The organism is Salinimicrobium marinum (assembly GCF_014651535.1).
In the GTDB taxonomy this organism is placed as follows: Bacteria; Bacteroidota; Bacteroidia; order Flavobacteriales; family Flavobacteriaceae; genus Salinimicrobium; species Salinimicrobium marinum.
In genome coordinates, this window is sequence record NZ_BMXB01000017.1 from 55221 (window position 1) to 73776 (window position 18556).

Here is an 18556-nt window from a genome sequence, read left to right on the forward strand (position 1 = left end):
TCTATTGAATTCTAGCTGAAGTTTCCAGGTAACCGGCTTTTGGGTTTGAACGGTTAAATTCTTCAATTAAACTATAGGTTTGAGGAATGGAACTTTTAAAACGGTCCAGAGTTTCTTCAGAAATATTGTTTTTACTAAAAGGCACCACCTGCACGTATTCCTGTATTTCCCCCTCTGTTCTTCCATACTTGTATTCATAAGGAAACCGTCCTTTTTCATCTACCTGCACATTTGGATTATTGGTATTGGGTACGCTTATGTAAAATTCAGAGTTATTCATGTCCCCGGCTGGATTAAAAAGGTCCTGTTCTTTCATATAAACATAAAGCTCGTCTGCCACGTTCACCGCTGGGTCTACAATTGCAATATCCTCCTGCATAAACTCACGGTAGATATATTCTCCGTCCTTTTGATAATTGTACAATTCATCCAGTACCTCATCTATTTCAGAAGTAAGATATGGATAATGTGTACAGCCTAAAACGATGGCTTTTAGAGGCTGGGGATTCTCTGCCGTTCTTATCTTTTCCAGAAGACTAACCAAATGATACCTTACATAATTTTCTGAATCATTGATTTGAAGTATTTGACAATCATCTGTGTTTTTATTGTCGCACAACATTTTCCCATGGTCAAAATCAAAATTATATACGTCCATTAAAGTTTTATCTATTCGGAATTCCGCATTGTCCAATGAAGGTCCACGATAATCCTCCCGGGGCTCATCCAACTCCCGGTTTATAAAGTCGGGTTCTTCGTCCACTGCTTCGGCAATTCCGTGTCCTCCCTGGTTAAAAACCTGAATGTCACCAGTATATTCCAACTCATTCTTCACTTTTAAAAGGGTGTTTTCATATCCCTTGGACGCAATAGTACCTACAGTGGCCATAACCCCTATGGATCCATTCTCATTCTTCTCAAAAGTAGCAAGGGTACCTCGCGCTCCTGCATCAATAACACCAATTACTTTTAGATCAATACCAGTTTGATCCACAAATTCACGTATAAATTCACTACCATATGCTGTAGCCGTATTACAAGCAATTACTATAGATTTAACAGGTTGTTTATCCTCCTGATATTCCTGTTCCCCTTCCCTATAGTATTTGTTGGAAAGTAAGAACTGGGTATCTTTAATGATGTGTTCCACTAAAAGTGCTGTTTTTTCTTCACTGGAATAATTCCCATAGGGCATATTGGCCTGATCTGCGAGATAGATGAACTTTTCCGAAGTAAAATCTGGAAGGTCGTCACTTCCTTCCACTTTGTTGTCATTATTGTATTTATCAAAATTTACGAGGGCGTCCAAAACAGTTAAACCACCAGTACCAGAATCAAAAACCCCTATAGGAAGGCTTTTTTCCCTTTCAGGGTAATCTTCAAAATTTATGTAGTAGAAGGATTCCTTATCATTTAAGATACTGGCTACAATTGGCTCCTCCTCCTGCTCGGCATTTTGTGCCGTGTTTCTGTTATCACTCTGGGATTCTTTACAAGAAACTCCTAAAATGATTAGGAGAATAAGTAAAAAATTACTTTTAAAATATTTCATAGTTCAATTTTCTTAGATTTTACATAGAAAAGAAGAAGCCTGCGTTGTGGTTTCACAGGCAGGCTTCATTACTTCTGGCTAATTTACTGTCTTCATTTCAAATATTACAGATCCAGCATTATCAGTGGCCAATTGATTTATTTTCATCACTATTAAAGTTCCGTCCTGTGCCTGAAAGAAGATAACATCATCTACCTTTACCTGCCTAATGCGATCACCGGGACCATTTTCATTCGCAACATACCCATCCATATCCTCAACTTCTGCAAGGGCTGTATCAAAGGCTGCCTGCATTTCTGCTCCTGAAGATATATCTTCAAAAACAGCAGCTGTTCCAGAATTTCCAATATTTACGAACTGTCCCGAATTTTTGGTCGTCCAACCGGTATATACGGCATCTTCGATCTCTGATCCAAAATATTGCAATCCGCTACTGGAAGGTGCTAGAAAGTTAACTCCGGTACTTGCCCCTACCAACATGATAAGGTCAATCTTTGATTGGTTTGCCGTGGCATCTTCAAGACTGTAAGCAGACTGGCTGGAAATATTGAAATAACTACCAACTTCCGTATGCTCCTGTCCTCCAATTTCGACCGCATCAAAATAAGCGATATCCCCATCTTCATTGTCGTCATCATCATCTCCACCATCCCCATCATCCGGGTCCTGGGGTTCAGCATTTGGATCGGCAGCCGTTTTCATTTCGAACTCCACCAATCCTCCTGTATCAGGAAGCATGGAAGTGACCAGAAGTACAGAAATATATCCAGATTCGCTTCTAAAGAAAATAACATCCCCTACCTGTACCTGTCTAATTCGGTCTCCGGGTCCGTTTTCATTTTCCACGTAGCCCGGTGTATCTCCAATAGTTGCTTTCGCAGTTTCAAATGCTTCTATTATTTGTGCAGAATATTCCAGTCCTTCAAAGACTTCTTGAGAATCAATATTTCCTATATTCACGAATTCACCATCATTTTTAGTATCCCAGCCATCATAAACAGCATCCCTTATTTCTGCACCAAAATATTGGAATCCACTGTTTGCCGGAACAAGGAAATTAATTCCTGTGGAAGCTCCGACTAACATGGCAAAATCTATTTGTTCCTGATTACTGCTTGCTTCTGGCAAGGTAAAATCAGTAGCCGTTTCGACATCAAAGAAGCTACCGGTCTGAGCGTTATCCTGCCCGCCCAGAGCCAGTTGTGTGTAATATATAAGGTCATTGAGCTCCTGAATTGAATCTTCCTCCGGTTCTTCTTCCTGAACTTCTATAATTAAAGCTTCAGAAACAGATCCTTCTTCCTGATCAACCATAAATTCGAGGGTGATCTTGTCGTTATTTTTTCTCTCTTCGGAAACATGGTATTCTATAAGAATCTCCTCATCATCAGCTCCACTTAATTGCTTAGTGAAAGATGAAAGTTCTGTACGCTCCTGCTCCAAAACTCCGTTAGATATAATCTTTTCATATACTCGGAATTCAGTAGCAGTTCTTTCCCCTTTATTAATTTGTACCGTAAATGTGTGCGTTGAATCTGGCGCTGTATAAAAGCTTTGACCAAAATAAGATGGTTCAAAAGTAATTACAGCATCCTGCCTAAGCTCTTCCTCTATTTCCTCCAAAGTATCATCATCGGAACAGGAGATCACTGTTCCCATGGTAAGGATAAACAGAAGGATCGCTCCTACAGGCAACCTTCTTGTTAAGTTGATATAATATTTTTTCATCTTTTAGATTTTTCTGATTAATTTCTGGAATTCCTTTGGCTATTCTTCCAAAGCTCCAAAAATGTAGTCTTCTACCAAGCTGGCAATACTTGTAAAATGTGCACCAGGTGTTGTTCCTTGGCTTTGTGAAGTAAGAACAACAATAATATCCAGTTCTGGAATAGTCATCATATACTGCCCACCATGACCAATGGCTGAATAGGTGCTGTATTCATTGGCTTTAACGAGCCACCATAGATAGCCATAACCTTCTATTTCAAAAGGTCTTGATATTCCCTGGGGAGCTACCTGAAAGTCAATACTTTCTTCTATCCAATCTTCAGAAACAATTCGCTTGCCTTTGTACACCCCACCATTTTTTACCATGATCCCAATTTTTGCCAGGTCATAAGGTTGCACATACACATTGTTTCCCCCTTCGTTGTACCCTTGAGGATCTGTAGTCCAGCGGGTCACTTCAATTTCCATTGGTTCATAGAGGTATTGCTGTGCAAATTCCAAAGAACTCATCCCGGTTGCTTCTGTTAGTATAGCGGAAAGCAGGTGAGTATCGCCTGTACTATAGTTGTACCAGGTACCAGGATCTGCTTCCATAGGTAATTCAAGGGCATATTCCAGCCAGTTATCACTATTGGTCCAACCAGAATAATTATCCAGACTGGTGGATTCCAATCCTGAAGTCATGGTCATCAAATGCTCTATAGTGATTTCCTTTTTCCTGGGGTCCATCTCATCATTAAAGATCTCGGGTACATAATCGTAAAGGGTTTCATCAATGCTGTTAATGAAACCTTCTTCAATAGCTATTCCCACTAATAGGTTCAAAATACTTTTTGAAGAAGATTTAAGGTTGCTTTCCTGTCCTTCAGAAAACCCATTGTAATAGTTTTCAAAAATTAGGGTGTCCCTTCTAATAATCAACAAACTATGAAGCCTCTCCATTAAAGAAGCACGGCTGTTTACTTTAAGAAACTCCTGTGCGTTAAAGCCAAAATCCTCTGGTTTACCTTCCGGAATTTCGTAACTAACTTCAACAGGATCCGGTTCCGGATCAATGGTATCATCTGTGGAATTACCGGAATCGTCCCCTGAGCAGGAATAACTCCCTACCATGATGCCCATGATTAACAATAAGTGTGATAGTATCATCTTGTTCTTTTTCATTTTTAAAGTTTTAGGTACAATTAAAGCTTAGTCTACCCTGAAATTAATAACTCCACCGTCTCTTCCTTCCGGAACCCCTGTAGGACTTTCTCTTACCTCACTTGAGCTTGCAGTGAGTCCATTTTCATTTTTCACGACTACCTGAAAACCAAAGCTGGTTCCACTCGGCACATCAGGAATGGTGTATCTAATCAAAAGTGAATCTGTTCTGCTCTGTGCAGAATAAGCCTCCTCATATGGATAAACCCTTAGGTCATCCAATTCAGGATGTCCTTCTACCTGTGCAAAAAAATCAACCTGCTCTATAGCATCATTAGACCAGTACCTAAGGTCCAGGGTGATTTCATTACCAGGTGAATAATCTTCATCTGAAGTGGTGAAACTGGCAATCATTGGTACACTCCTTCCAGTTTCTTCAATGTTCTGCTCAAGCCAGTTATCATCTTCATAGCAAGAGGTTAAACTTATTGTAACTAAGGCTACAAATAATATGGTTTTAAAATTTTTCATAAGATTAGTTTTATTGATCCCACCATAAACGTGTTGAAACATCCTTGGTAACTTCCTGTACATTTTCATCATTCCTGCTATATTCAGAGTCCGGATACCTTACTCTTCTCACCCATTTCCCTTCCAAAAAGGGGTTGTGGGCAACTGGTAGTGAAAGGTCCTTATACACCTCATCATTATAATCATACCGACGCATATCTGTCCAAACTTCAGGGTGTAGAAAAAGGGCCAGGTACTTTTCCTTCATGATTAGATCAAGGGTTAAATTTTCTGCTCCTACGGCTATACTGGCATCTGTAAGATATAAGGCCCTTTCTGCCGGAGACACCCCAACCTTAGTTAGATTTGCCTCTATACCATCGAGGTAAGCATTGTAGGCCTCCTGGGTTGTGCCCTCACTACGGGCATCCCCTTCATTTAAAAGGAAACGTGCTTCGGCTTCTATAAATTTGCTTTCAGCGAACGTCACCATTTCGACAGGTGCAGTTTGGGATGTATAGTAACTATCTTCAGCAAAACGTGCATTTGCAGCACCTTTTCCCGCACCATTTATTCCACCTATCAATGGATTTCCATTCGATTCATTAAAAGCTATGATGTCCAGACGTGGATCATTTTCAAGTTCTGCACTGGCAAAAGGATAGCTTGTTCCGTCCATAAACTGGACTACCTGTTCTGAAATAATTAAATTCGAATTTCCTGTCTGTCCGGCCAAGACGACTCCTGCATACCATGGATTAAAAGTTCGGGTGGAATAATCCAAACCAAAATCATCAGTGTTGCTCTCCATGCCATTTTCAAGAGCTTCCAATACCATTTGAGCCGCCTCAATAGTTCCTTTTTTAGTTAGATGAATTGCATAGCGTGCTTTTAACGTATATGCGAGTTTAATCCATTTGGAAATGTCACCACCATACACCAAATCATCTTCCCCTGGCTGATAAATACTGTTATCTTCCCGCTCGAGATCTTCTATAGCCTCATCCAGAAGCCGGGGTATTTGAGCATAAATGTAACTTTGGTCATTATAGGAAGGACTAAAATTCTCCTCTTCCAAAAGTGCTTCATCAAAGGGAATTGCACCCCAATGATCGGTAGCTATTCCGACGTTCATCACCCGTAATATCCCTGCAATTCCCCTGTAATGATAAGCTTCAGCCTCAGTGGCTTTGTTCATTATTGTGGCTACCGAAGTAAGGCCGTCGAGGTAAATATTTATCCAGGCTGAAGTAAGGGAAAGTTCATTCTGGTTGCTGGGGCCATTGTTGCCCACAGAAGATGACTGCTGCGCATATTGGCTAGTGTAGTAGGAAATGTTGAAATAGGTATCACCCAAATAATAAATCGATGTTGGCAACAACACTTCCATTTCAACCTCTTCCTCACTAATCCTGTTCGGATCATCATTTACATCCAGGTAATCCTCGCACGCCATCACTAGAAAAAGCATAGGAATTACCATTAGGTATTTGCTGTAAAAATTAAATTTTTTCATCCTGCTCATTTTAAAAATTTAGATTTAGGCCAAAAGTGACGCTTCTGGTATTGGGAATATTATATCCCGTTAAACCAAAGGCATTACTACCGGCACTATAAGTGGTCCCTTCAGGATCATATCCTTCAAAAGGAGTGATGAGGAACAAATTATTTCCTGTAGCACTTAAGGTAATGTCATTGAAAAATGTCCTGTCCATTAAAGCTTTTGGCAGCCTGTAGGAAAGGGTTACATTCCTTAGTCGCACCCAGGAAGCATCCTGCATAAGGAGTTCTGCAGCCTGATTATATCTGGACAACCTGTAGAAATCCTGATCCAGAATTACCGGTTGGGTATTTGGCTGCCCATCGGCTGTAATGCCCTGGAAAATGACTTCCTTATACCTGTCGTTTGTTGCCGAAATAGTACCGAATTCCCAGTCGTTAATCCTACTTTCATCATAGGCATCCCCTCCCTCTTTGACTTCTATCAGAAATGAGAAATTCAAATTTTTATATCTGAAAGAACTTGATATCCCTCCTGTCCAATCTGGCATTGCAGAACCTGCATAAATAAGGGAATCGGCAACTACCTGGGGATAACCACTGTCGTCAATCAAGAGGTTGTTGTTGGCATCACGGGCATACCCATATCCGTATAAATCCCCTGGAGATCCACCTTCCAGTACCCTACTGGTAACTCCCTCGCTGGAGTTCTGGAATTCAATCACTTCCAAACCTTCGGGAAGGCTAATAACCTCACTTCGTATCCTTGACCAGTTAAGTGTTACATCCCATGAGAAATCATCGGTTCGAATTGGTTTAATATCAATTAAAGCTTCTAAACCGCTACTTACAATTTCTCCTGCATTGGTGGTAAACCTTGAAAGTCCACTGGGATTACTCACCGGAAAGGATACGATTTGATTTTTACTGGCCTGCTGGAAATAAGTGAAATCCATCCCGATTCTGTTTCCGATAAACCTCAGGTCGGTTCCAAATTCATAAGAAGTGGTAGTTTCAGGTTTTAAGGAGAGACTTCCTGCAGAATTGGATTTTTTAAACCCGCCTACTCCATTTAAAGGAAAACCAGGGGTTCCCTCAAAATACTGTCCCACTACATAAGGAAAAGCATCTTTACCAACCTTTGCCCAGGAGGCTCTCAATTTCCCATAACTAAGGAAATCATCTGGTCCTGCCCCAATGGTCTCTGTAAATATGTAGCTGGTATTAACCGAAGGATAAAAGAAAGACCTGTTCTGTTTTGGTAATGTCGAAGACCAGTCGTTCCTGGCAGTAACATTTAAAAAGAGGGTTTCTTTATAATCAAGTTTTGCATCTGCAAAGAGTCCCACGATTCTTCTTTGGTAAGCATTTTTATTAACGAAGAGATTCGTGGTATTACTTAGGTCCTGAAAATCGGGAAGATTAAAACCTTCTCCCCGGGTGTTTAAACGGTCATAACTTATATCGGTAATCTGATTTCCCAAAGTCAAGGAACCATTAAAATCGGGATTCAGTTGTCTTTGCAGCGTTACCAGGAAATTCGAATTGATCTCTTTGTAATTTATATTTTCTTCAATCATAAATCCGTTTACAGGAACAGCTACCTTTATATCGTTGGCTGCAAATCGAACTCTGCTGTCATTGTAATAGTCAATACCAACTTTGTAATCTAAAGTCATCCAGGAAAACGGAGTATAATTAAGTCCCATATTTCCAATGATTCGGTTTACATCATCTTCAAAAATGCTGTTATAGGCAAGATATAGGGGATTGTTTATAACACCTTCAGTATAATTCTTTTCCGACCCGTCATCCAGTAAATAATCGTTTACATTTATGGTAGGTGACCACCTCCTAAGATTACTAATTACACTTTTGTCACCCCCGTTAGGTCGACTCCCTCCAGAATTGGAATAATTCGCACTTCCTGAAACCCGAAGCTTATCAGCCAAACTTGTCTCTCCACTAATCTTAAAAGTAGTTCGGTTGTAATCGGTATTAGGAACAATTCCTTCCTGGGTCAAATTAGATACTGACGTATAGAAATTGGTTTTATTATTTCCTCCGGAAATGCTGGCATAATTATTATATCGTACTCCTGTTCTAAAAAATTCCTCATGTGGATTGGTTGGGTTGTCCAGCGGACCATTATGTGGTCCCCACGTATAATATCCATATGAATAACCGAAAGGACTATCCGGATCTTCATAAGCACGGGCTCTTCCTCTCCAGCCTTCCCTATAATCCATCTGAATATCCGGAGTCATATTGACCTCTTCGAATGTTATAGTGCTTTTCACTCTAACTTGTGTTTTTCCTTCTTTCCCCTTTTTTGTAGTAATGATCACGACTCCATTAGCTGCCCTAAGTCCGTAAAGAGCAGTAGCAGAAGGTCCTTTTAGTATTGAAATGGATTCGATGTCTTCAGGATTGATATCAGCAGACCTGTTTGTAAAGGAATACTGCTCATTGCTTCCAGAAGCTGCCGATCCTTCACTGGGCAGAACGCTCCCTGAAGTTGTGGAATTAGAAATAGGCATCCCGTCTACAACAAATAATGGTTGATTATCCCCCGAAGGACTCAAAGATGTAATGCCCCTTATAATAATGTTTGAACCAGCACCCGCAGCACCACTTGAACTATTAATGGATACACCTGCAACTTTTCCCCTTAAGGCGTTGATCAGGTTAGGTTCCTCTGTTCGTGTAATCTCTTCTCCCGAAACTTCCTGAACCGCATAACCAAGTGATTTTTTTTCTTGCTTTATACCAAAAGATGTAACTACCACCTCATCTAAGGATTCAGAACTCGTACCTAGAGCCAGATCAATCCTTTGCCTATTATTTACCGGAACTTCCGTAGTCTCATAGCCCACATAAGAAAATACCAACACAGCATTAAGATCAGAGACTGTAATGGAATATTCCCCCTCCATATTTGTTACAGTTCCGTTTGAAGTTCCTTTTTCAATAATGGTTACTCCGGGGATAGGCATTTCATCCTGCTCATCAATAACGGATCCTTCAACGGTAAAATCTTGAGTTTTAGAAATGTAAATCCCTCCGTTCATTGAATTCAGGTTTCCCAAATTAGAAGTATCTTCCCTACTACCGTTCCCATCCTCTGAAGGCTGAGTTCGAACTCCTGAATCTGATCCTGAAAAAATGACATAATTATCTCTTTCGATTCTCTCAATTTTCAGATTTAATTTTCTGAGGACATTTTGAAGAGAACTATGGATCCCTTCTTCATTAATTTCCACCTCATTCCTTCTGACGGTTTTGTTTTCTATCAGATCACTTTCATAATTAAAATGAATTTGTAGCTCTCCTGATATTTCTTCCAATAACCTTTTTAAAGGAATTTCACGTGAAGAATTGGTGTGTTTTTTTTCCTGATGCGGTCTTACAGATGCCAGGAGCTCTTGCGACCTCGCTGCATTGGGTATAAGAATTACCCCCATAAGCATCGTGACAGCCAGAAAAGGTTGTACGAATTTCAACATGTTTAAGATAGTTTTGTTAGTTACTGTTGGAAAATTATTTTTCCATTTTCTTTTGTAACATTTACATCAAATGAAAGTTCGAGAGTACGCAAAAACTCCTCAATATTATCAGTTTTAATAATACCTGTGAATTTACGTTTAAGCAAATTCTGGTCTTCAAAGATTACTTCCAGACCGAAATTGTCCTGCAAAACGTGTTTTATTTCTAATAACTCGGCATTTTCAAAAATCAGTTTGTTATTTACCCAGCTTGCATATTTTTGGGCGTCAACTTTTGATTTCTTTAGTACCTTATCTTCCGTAGAAATTTCCGCGTGTTCTCCCGGCTCCAGAAAGAGCGGTTCGGCATCTTTATTCAGCTTATTCTCTAGTTTTACCTTTCCAGTTAAAAGAGTAACCTTTGTTTCTCCTCTTCTATCTCCTACATTGAAAGTAGTACCTAAAACCTGTACTTCAACATTACCGGAATGCACAATAAAAGTTTTTGGTTGAGAGTCTTTTCCTGTTGCCTTCTCGACCTCAAAAAAAGCTTCTCCCTCCAACCATACTTCCCGTTCCGATTTATTTTCCCAATTGCTGGCGTAAGAGATTTCAGAATTTGAATTAATAATCACTAAAGAACCATCTGGCAAAACTATTTCTTTCTTTTCCGCAAAATCTGTATCTACAGTCGTTGTGTCCGAAATATTTATAAAGAAATAGCTTAAAATTGCCACAATTACCAGGCTAGCTGCAATCCCACCCATAAAACGCAATCTATTTTTCATGGGATGAATAGCATAGACATTACTTTTCTTATTACTCTCTATTTGATCAATTCTGGAATTAATCTTCTCAAGTAACCTTGCCTTCTGAAAGGAATTTAAAGAAGGTTCTTCCCTGAATTTTAAAGATTTTACAATAGCTATTGCTTTTTGTACTTCAACCTGTTTATCAGGATGTTCTGTTAACCACTGTTTCCAATAAATCTTATTCTCAGGGTTAGGTGATAAAACCCAGTTAAGAAAATAGTCATCTGCAATAAAATCGACAGCCTTGTAGCTTTCGTAATTGTTCATTTGAATTAAATATTTAGATGAAAAACGCGCGAAATTCAACTAGTTTGTTAACAGTAAATGCACAATTTCTAGATTTTACCCCATCAATTTCACAATTTTTTTCAAAAAAATGTGAAATTAAATAAAAAGTTATCTTTCAGCCTTTGTATTGCGCGGGCTTGGAGTTTATAAGTAGCTTTTACAGAAAGTTCCATGACGGAAGCAATCTCTTGAAAATCTAACTTAGCATAGAATCTCAAGTAGATAATCTCCTTTTGCCGGTTGGTCAACTTATTCAAACTGTCGTTTATCTTCTTTACCGTTTGCTCATCCATCTCTTCCCCGGCAGGTTCATTCTTGAAGGTGGTAGCTAAAAATGGATCTGAAAAATCGTACCGAAAGCCCAATTTCTTGGATTCTTTTAATTTTCGGTATATTCTTCTTTTTAGGGATTTAAACAGGTAAAATTTAATGGAATTTGTAGTTCGAAGTCTTTTTCTCTTCTCCCAGAGTGTAATAAAAACCTCCTGAATACAATCTTCAACAAGAGCTGTGTCTGAAGTGATTTTAGCACCATAGCTGTAAAGCATGTTGATATTACGGCTGTAAATTTCTTCCAGGGCCTTTCTTTCACCATCACAGAAAGCCATCCATAACTCTGAATCTTTTAAAGTATGATAGTCATTACTGCTCATTAAATTCCTTCGTTGATAGGTAAAAAATTTCCAAGATGGGCTAAGGTAAATTATTTTTTTGTTAAATTATCATCAACCTGAAAATGCCTGGTAATACCGTTAGTTCCTCTCTCTAGCAATTTAGATATTCATAAATCAAGCACTACAAGTGGGTCTTAAGGTATTTTCAACACCCGTACATTTTAATTAAGAGATAACAATTATAGCCGGTCAAAATTCACAACTTCACATTATTACCTATAGATTTTCCATATCAGTAGCCTTCATTTATGCCGTAAAATATTTTAAACTTTTTGTTATACCAACCATATCAATCATAGAATACATCGGAAAGCAATTCTTAATAAAGAAATAACCCAAAACTCATTCATTCTTCAACCTTCAGAACATTTTATACCAGGCATTTGTTTATATCCTTTTCTTTTCTCTTTTCTTTTCTTCCTACTCCTCTCAACAAAAATTCGATCCCTGGGTTCTTCATAAATGAAGAAATTCTGAAAGTGGGATAAAGACAAAACCTGACTTATTTGTAGAAGACATCTAGTAGCATTCTTATTCAATCTCCGCAGAATCAGGAGAAAAAATTGCTTAAAATAATAGCTGGCACCAAACTGAAGGCGGAGAAGATTAACTGGAGTGTTTGTACCTCTCTTAGATATTTCTCGTCTCCCCTTCCTTCTCAAATTTAGAATAACGACTCTCCAATAGACTTGTATATTTTTTCCTTATATTCCTGGGACAAAAATGATTTATTTACTATTGAAAAAGCAAGATCCTTGTTTTTATTGAACCTCGCGAATACTCCTCCAATTTGCTTCTTATTCAGCTCTTTGAGACATTCAATAAATCATACGCGGGTGACAGGGATCAAATATTTCCTCTTTTGATGAGGGGAGAAGTTCTTCAGATGCATATCACACTGCAATACTTCGTTCCACCACGTTTTTCGCCAATGCGGTCATTTCAATTATGGATAATTTAATTGGGGAGGATTTTCAGTTCCAAAAAATACCAAGCTACACTTCCTGTGAAAGTCCTTCGGGTTAGAATTCCTTAATTTTTCATAGCAGTACAAACATCTATCTTTTATTTCCTTCAGTTATCGGGTGAACACTTACTGCACCTATGCAGTTTTTGCAGCATGCCAGAAGTAGCCCCATGCGAGCGTTTCTGTTAATCTTCCAGTTCCTGGAAGCTATGTCCAATAACCATCCTTCTGGCATAAAAGAGAAATAATCTGTTATCACTATATGTTTCCTCCCTTACAGGCAATGAAAAAGGTGATAAACTGGTCTAGGTATTCTTCAACATAAGCACTTTCATCCACACTATATTGTGTATCTGGAACCTTTTTTACCGTTAAATCAAAAAAAAACATCTAATTACACATTATATTGTGGATTTAAACGTATATTTGATTTAAATCGTTCTTTACACCCAATACCCACAATATAATGTGGGATCGAAGAACTTAAATAGCTAATGGAATCAATACAAAACATCGGACACTTAATTCAGCAGCGTCGGGATCACATGCGGATCACTCAGCAAGAATTAGCTGACATGGCTGATATCGGGATTAACACACTTTATAAAATCGAAACGGGCCAGGCTAATCCCACTCTAAAATCCCTGCAGAAAATTACCGATATCCTCGGAATGGAAATTACTCTACAGATCAAAAAAGTTTAAATTCTAAATGAGGCAAGCTACAGTACTCTATAAAGGCAAAGAAGCAGGTATCCTGGAACAGCACGATGACGCAAGCTTTACCTTCCGGTATTTAGAAACTTGGTTGTCTGATCCGGAGAATCCATCTATCAGCCTTACCCTGCCACGATCTCAAGGGGAACATCACGCTGAATTCCTTTTCCCTTTCTTCTACAATATGCTTCCGGAAGGAACCAACCGGCAAATTGTATGTAAAGCAAATCGATTGGATTCCGATGATTATTTCGGGATTCTTATTACTACTGCTCGTTATGATACGATAGGAGCTGTTACGGTTAGAAAAAATAAAAAGGAATAATATGACAATTGATCACTGCCCCGGAACTTTAGCAGAAGGATTTGACACGTACAGCAGACCTTGTTTAAAACGTGTATTTGACGGTCGAAAGGTTTCTCATCTTCTGCCTTATGAGGCACCAAACTCTAACCGTCAAACGGATAAACTTTTTGAAGACAATCAACGACGAATTTCAATATCTGGAGTACAAGAAAAATTTTCTGTAGTCTTAGAGAAAAATAAACTGCGTCTCATTAAAGAAGGTGAACAAGGCACGCATATACTAAAACCAATTCCTCATATCGGCAAAAAAAGTGATCAAATGCCGGCCAATGAACATTTAACAATGCAGATTGCACGCCAGGTCTATAATATTGAAACTGCCGAAAATGCCCTTATCTTTTTTAAAAATGAGGCTCCTGCTTATATTACTAAGCGCTTTGACGTAGAAACGGATGGCTCTAAAAAAGCCAAGGAAGATTTTGCCACTCTAGCCGGCAAAACTCCTCAAACTCATGGCGAACATTATAAATATGAGGGAAATTACCTTGAGCTGTTTCACCTGATGAAAAAATTCCTACCTGCATATCGGATTGAAACGCCCAAACTCTTTAAAATACTCGTATTTAACTATTTGTTCTCGAATGGGGACGCACATCTCAAGAATTTTGCAATTCTTGAAACTCCTATGGGCGATCACCGGTTAAGTCCGGCTTATGATTTATTAAATACACGTATTCATGTGGATGACAGTAATTTTGCTCTGGATGAAGGACTACTACCCAAAAGCATGGCTCAAACAACTATAGCGGGACAGTTTCAAATATTGGCAGAACAGGTTGAAATGAAACCAGGACAATTTGATCAAATCATTACCGGTATGTTGGAGAATTCGGAAGAAGTCGTTGGAATGACCCGGTCGTCCTTTTTGGAAGAATCTACCAAGCGCAATTATATCCAGGATTACCAATATAGATTGAAGCAACTGCAAAAGCTGAAGTCCTAAATTTTTTCGTTAATAAAGCTGAAGAACGAAAGACTTTAAAAAATAATCTCTCAAAAAGTTCAATTGCGCAAAAGTTGAGATTGGTATCCAAAAGCAAACAGGTCAATTTACCTCTGGCAGAAAGTCAAATTGTAAGTTTTGATCTTTTTACATATCTCGCAAGTATATCTCTTATTTATGTATTGGCTGGAGCCCCACCAAACTTCTTTTGTGGACATACCATTTACTTTTATATCCTCAAACCTGAATCTACACAAAACCAGGTCTTCGGATGATTGAATAAATCCACGTTTCGGTATACATAAAAATCTTTGATTAGCGAATTGCGAATTAAAGATTTATGGAGAATCTCTGAAACTGGCTTTTTATATTATCTGTTATAAACACAAAAGCCAGCTGAAAAAAATCAGCCAGCCCTTTTTTATGCTATAGAATTTTAAAAACGGATAGCATAACGGATTTTTAACCCATATGCTACAGTGCGAACCTTATTAATATTTTTTTCATCACCAGTTGTACTCAAAATACTTTTGGTTGAAAATGAGGTGGGATCTTCAGAGTTGTAAATAAGAAGATTATTTTCCGAATTATTTTCACTTATACCGCTAAGTCCATAGTCTAAAAACAGCCCCATGTAAAAAAATCGGTCATTGTCCAGGAGCAATTTCACTCCTGATTCCAAATCCATCATGTAATTTGTCTTTAGATCCAGAGATTTCTTTCCATTTTCAATTTCTTCAAATTGGCCAAACCCCATAAATTCAGGTCCAGTCAATTCTGCATCATACTGTTCATAGTATCCACTTGTAGTTAAGGAGGAAACATCAGATTCATATTCTGATTTTACTTTAAACCCGACCTTTACCCCTCCGGCAGCAAAGAAACGAATTCGACCCATCGACTCATATTGTGCCCGTACAGGAATATTTAAGTAGTAAGCAGATTGTTCTTCCGCAAAATTTTGCAGTTTATACCTGAACTCAAACTCTTCGCCTTCAACATCAACAGTCTGATATGCACCTTCAATGGAGTCATAATGAACACTTCCTTCCAAGGATTGAATTTCAACTCCTGTTGCAAGACTCCAGTTTTTGTCTAAATAATAATGGTAATTTATTCCTAAACCTAATCCATTTTCCAGGCCTTGTTCATCCTGATTATGTTCATAATAAAGAGTGGAAAAGGGTCCTTTGAAATGAACCGAGAACTCATTTTTTGATTGACAGTAGATTTTGCCCGAACTGATTATGGTAATCGTAATTATCAGAATCTTAAAAATTGATAATCTTTTATATACTGTATTTATAGTAGTTTCCATAAATTTTAATCTAGAATTAGTGCTACTTCTACAAGTCATTTGAGAAGTAGCATTTAATCATTTTTTTACTTTACAATAAACTTTAAAGATTTAGTTCTTGTTTTTGTTTTGCAAATAAGGATGTAAACTCCCGCCTGCATTCTGCTTGAAATCTGAATAGTAGTAATTTTGTTACTTGATTTTATTTGTTCCAGAACATTACCATTCAAAGTATGTAGAGAGATTTCCATTGACTCCAATTCTTCTTCAGGAAAATCGGCATGCAATTTAAGTTGCCCTCCTGCATCCACTGGATTGGGGGTAAGAAATACCTGATAAGAACTTTTTAATTGTATTGAAGTAGAGCAAGTTCTTAAAACTTCCCCTTCTTCAGTTGTCATTACAACATAGAAATTGCTATTGGGATCAAGTTGATCACCAGCACCCGGACCTTCAGAAAAGTATTGACCTGATCCTACGTAACTATCATTTTTATACCATTCATACTTTACAAATTTGTATCCTCCGTTTGTTTCTGGATTGTTATTCACCAGAAGGACATTATTAAATTTCTGAATTACAATATCTTCAAAGTTGAAAGTTTTTTCAATTTTTATATTGTACGACCTTGATGTGTTCCCATCTTCTGCAGTCACTGTAACAGTTCTGGTATAAATTCCAGGATTAGGAGTGGGGATTGTAAAGGAAGCTTCGTCATCAACCGTAGAACCATTTTTTGGCTCCAGCTGGATTTTAACCTCATTTTCAAAGCTACCACAACCAATTAAATAAAATATCTCTCCTGAAGGATTTGAGTAAGTGCTTCCATTGATCAAAACTTTATTTAATCCTGCCTGGCTACCCCTAACTTTTAGGGTTTGGGTTACAGGAGCTGCCGCCTTATAATTTTGGTTTCCTGGCTGATTTGCCGAAATGGTGATTTGCCCCGCTTCCAATAGTTTGACAAATCCACGTTCACTAACAGTTGCTGCGGGATTTTCAGAATCATATGAATACGAGTAAGACACAGGTAACCCGGAGGAAGCCTTGGCATCCAACATGAGATAATCATTGTTTCGGAGGTCGATATCTGCAAGCTCATCAAAGGTGAGGCTCTGAGGCGCTTTATTTACAACCAGCTTGGCAGTTAAAACTTTATTATTATTGTTTTTCTTGCTTACTGTAGCAGTGACTGTATAAGTTCCGGCATTAGTTCTACCATTGTTCTCGTACTTCACCGTTGCACCTTCTGGTAACCCACTTACAAAAATACTATGAGCTTTACCATCGTAGACAAATTTAGTATTATCTTCAAAAGTTACTCCTGTGATTTCCGCTGGTTGTATAACCAGGGAGACCTCTTTTAAAGCAGCCATGAAATTATCAGTTTCTGCAGAAGCAATACTAATAATATACCTTCCTTCATCAATACGTCCTTTTACAGGAGCGTAGGTTAATGCAGTTTCTGAATGGTTCAGGCTGGCAGTTATATCTTTCACAGTGCCGTCATAAATAAAAGCCTGAACAACCTCTGCAGTTATCACAGCTCTTGCTTTGTCTATTACCAGGTCAGCAGTCAGTACTTTATCATTATGGTTATCCTGACTGATAGTTGCAGTCACAGTATAAGAACCTGCATTGGTTTTGTCGTTATTTTCATAGACCACTGTGGCACCCTTGGGAAGTCCTGAAACAGCCAACTTGTGAGTTGAACCATCATAAGTAAAAGCAGCATCATCAAAAGCCACTCCTTCAATTTCAGCATTTTCAATAACAAGAGCTACTTGTTCTGAAGCAGCTTTATAATTACTGGTGGCTTCAGCAGAGATGGTTACCGGGTAAGTTCCTGCATTGGTATATCCTTGTTGAGGAGCATAAATCAATGCAGTTTCTGAATGGTTCAGGCTTGCCGCAACATTCTTAACAGTCCCGTCATAGGTGAAAATTTGTTCAGCCTGTGCAGTGATTACAGCTTCGGCCTTTTGGATCACCAGATCAGCAGTCATTACTTTATCATTATAGTTGTCCTTGCTTATAGTTGCAGTCACCGTATAAGTACCTGCATTGATCTTGTCGTTATTTCCATAGACTACTATAGCACCCTCAGGAAGACCTGTAACAGCCAACCTGTAAGTTGAACCATCATAAGTAAAAGTAGCATCATCAAAAGCAACTTCTTTAATTTCAGCATTTTCAATAACAAGAGACACTTGTTCTGAAGCAGCTTCATAATTCTTGGATGCTTCAGCAGAGATTGTTACGTGGTAAGTTCCTGCATTTGTATACCCTTGTTGAGGAGTATAGGTCAGTGGAGTTTCTGAATGATTCAGGCTTGCCGCCACATTCTTCACTGTACCGTCATAGGTAAAAGATTGGACAGTTTCCGCAGTGATTATGGCTTCTGCTTTTGTGATTGTAAAATCCGCTGCTTGATAAGTAAGGTCATAGTTACTGCTTAAGACAAGTGATCCCTGCTCAATTGCATAAGCACCAACATCTTCTCCCACTTCACGTGTCAACGAACCAGTAAAACTATCATTCCCTACTAAAGCTCCGGAAGTGATCTGGTACGTA

The 18556-nt window shown here is 38.6% G+C and carries 14 protein-coding genes; 3 read left to right on the forward strand and 11 right to left on the reverse strand.

The window, feature by feature from the left end:
• Position 1 precedes the first annotated feature (1 nt).
• The 9 genes from IE056_RS15730 to IE056_RS18555 all read right to left on the reverse strand — a co-directional run bounded on the left by IE056_RS15730 (position 2) and on the right by IE056_RS18555 (position 12894).
• Complete coding sequence (locus IE056_RS15730; protein ID WP_189605697.1) at positions 2-1552, reverse strand: glutamate racemase; 1551 nt, start codon at positions 1550-1552, stop codon at positions 2-4.
• Positions 1553-1630: 78 nt separating this feature from the next.
• Entirely contained in the window at positions 1631-3280 is a 1650-nt protein-coding gene (locus tag IE056_RS15735) for a hypothetical protein (RefSeq protein ID WP_189605698.1), read from the reverse strand.
• Positions 3281-3319: 39 nt separating this feature from the next.
• Positions 3320-4444 (reverse strand): serine hydrolase domain-containing protein, encoded by a 1125-nt coding sequence (locus IE056_RS15740; protein WP_189605700.1) that lies wholly within the window; start codon positions 4442-4444, stop codon positions 3320-3322.
• Positions 4445-4471: 27 nt separating this feature from the next.
• Complete coding sequence (locus IE056_RS15745) at positions 4472-4954, reverse strand: hypothetical protein (protein ID WP_189605702.1); 483 nt, start codon at positions 4952-4954, stop codon at positions 4472-4474.
• A 10-nt stretch (positions 4955-4964) separates the two neighbouring features.
• Positions 4965-6449, reverse strand: a complete 1485-nt coding sequence (locus IE056_RS15750; protein WP_189605704.1) for a SusD/RagB family nutrient-binding outer membrane lipoprotein — start codon at positions 6447-6449, stop codon at positions 4965-4967.
• A gap of 10 nt (positions 6450-6459) precedes the next feature.
• A complete protein-coding gene (locus tag IE056_RS15755; protein ID WP_189605705.1) occupies positions 6460-9939 on the reverse strand; it encodes a SusC/RagA family TonB-linked outer membrane protein in 3480 nt (1159 codons plus the stop codon).
• Between the two features lie 20 nt (positions 9940-9959).
• On the reverse strand, positions 9960-10997 hold the full coding sequence (locus IE056_RS15760; RefSeq protein WP_189605708.1) for a FecR family protein: 1038 nt from the start codon (positions 10995-10997) through the stop codon (positions 9960-9962).
• Positions 10998-11098: 101 nt separating this feature from the next.
• Entirely contained in the window at positions 11099-11671 is a 573-nt protein-coding gene (locus IE056_RS15765; RefSeq protein WP_189605710.1) for an RNA polymerase sigma factor, read from the reverse strand.
• Positions 11672-12750: 1079 nt separating this feature from the next.
• The gene (locus tag IE056_RS18555; protein WP_229793784.1) at positions 12751-12894 is read right to left on the reverse strand and encodes a HipA N-terminal domain-containing protein; all 144 of its coding nucleotides are present in this window, start codon (positions 12892-12894) and stop codon (positions 12751-12753) included.
• 259 nt (positions 12895-13153) lie between these two features.
• On the opposite strand from IE056_RS18555, the gene IE056_RS15775 reads away from it, so the two are divergent.
• From IE056_RS15775 to IE056_RS15785, 3 genes are read left to right on the forward strand one after another with little or no spacing between them, the layout of a single operon-like run.
• On the forward strand, positions 13154-13363 hold the full coding sequence (locus IE056_RS15775; protein ID WP_189605711.1) for a helix-turn-helix domain-containing protein: 210 nt from the start codon (positions 13154-13156) through the stop codon (positions 13361-13363).
• Positions 13364-13370: 7 nt separating this feature from the next.
• On the forward strand, positions 13371-13700 hold the full coding sequence (locus tag IE056_RS15780; RefSeq protein WP_189605713.1) for a HipA N-terminal domain-containing protein: 330 nt from the start codon (positions 13371-13373) through the stop codon (positions 13698-13700).
• A gap of 1 nt (position 13701) precedes the next feature.
• Entirely contained in the window at positions 13702-14685 is a 984-nt protein-coding gene (locus tag IE056_RS15785; RefSeq protein WP_189605715.1) for a HipA domain-containing protein, read from the forward strand.
• Between the two features lie 436 nt (positions 14686-15121).
• Here the strand turns inward: IE056_RS15785 and IE056_RS15790 are convergent, their stop codons facing one another.
• Together IE056_RS15790 and IE056_RS15795 are read right to left on the reverse strand one after the other, a co-directional pair.
• Positions 15122-16003, reverse strand: coding sequence for a hypothetical protein (locus IE056_RS15790; RefSeq protein WP_189605716.1), 882 nt, complete (start codon positions 16001-16003; stop codon positions 15122-15124).
• Between the two features lie 65 nt (positions 16004-16068).
• On the reverse strand, positions 16069-18556 hold a 2488-nt coding region (locus IE056_RS15795), incomplete at its 5' end, for an MBG domain-containing protein (protein WP_189605718.1).